The organism is Streptomyces roseoverticillatus (assembly GCF_000719265.1).
Lineage (GTDB): Bacteria > Actinomycetota > Actinomycetes > Streptomycetales > Streptomycetaceae > Streptomyces > Streptomyces roseoverticillatus.
In genome coordinates, this window is the sequence record NZ_JOFL01000089.1 from 1 (window position 1) to 208 (window position 208).

The following is a 208-nucleotide window of genomic DNA, read 5'->3' on the forward strand; positions in this document are numbered from 1 at the left end:
GCCTTGCACCGGCCGTCCGCCGACAATCCCCGCTGCCGCGAGAACTCCACGAACGTCGTCGGCGTCGACATCACCGTCACACCACCCGCCAGCGCCAGCGAGCACTCACCGGAACGCAGCGACTGAGCCGCCCAGTGCAACGCCACCAACGACGACGAACACGCCGTGTCCACCGTCACGGCCGGCCCCTCGAAGCCGAACGTGTACG

Annotated in this window: 1 protein-coding gene; it reads right to left on the reverse strand. The window is 69.2% G+C overall.

Annotation, left to right across the window (positions count from 1 at the left end):
• The coding region (locus tag IF61_RS33105; RefSeq protein WP_043191827.1) for a beta-ketoacyl synthase N-terminal-like domain-containing protein at positions 1-208 on the reverse strand (208 nt) is incomplete at both ends.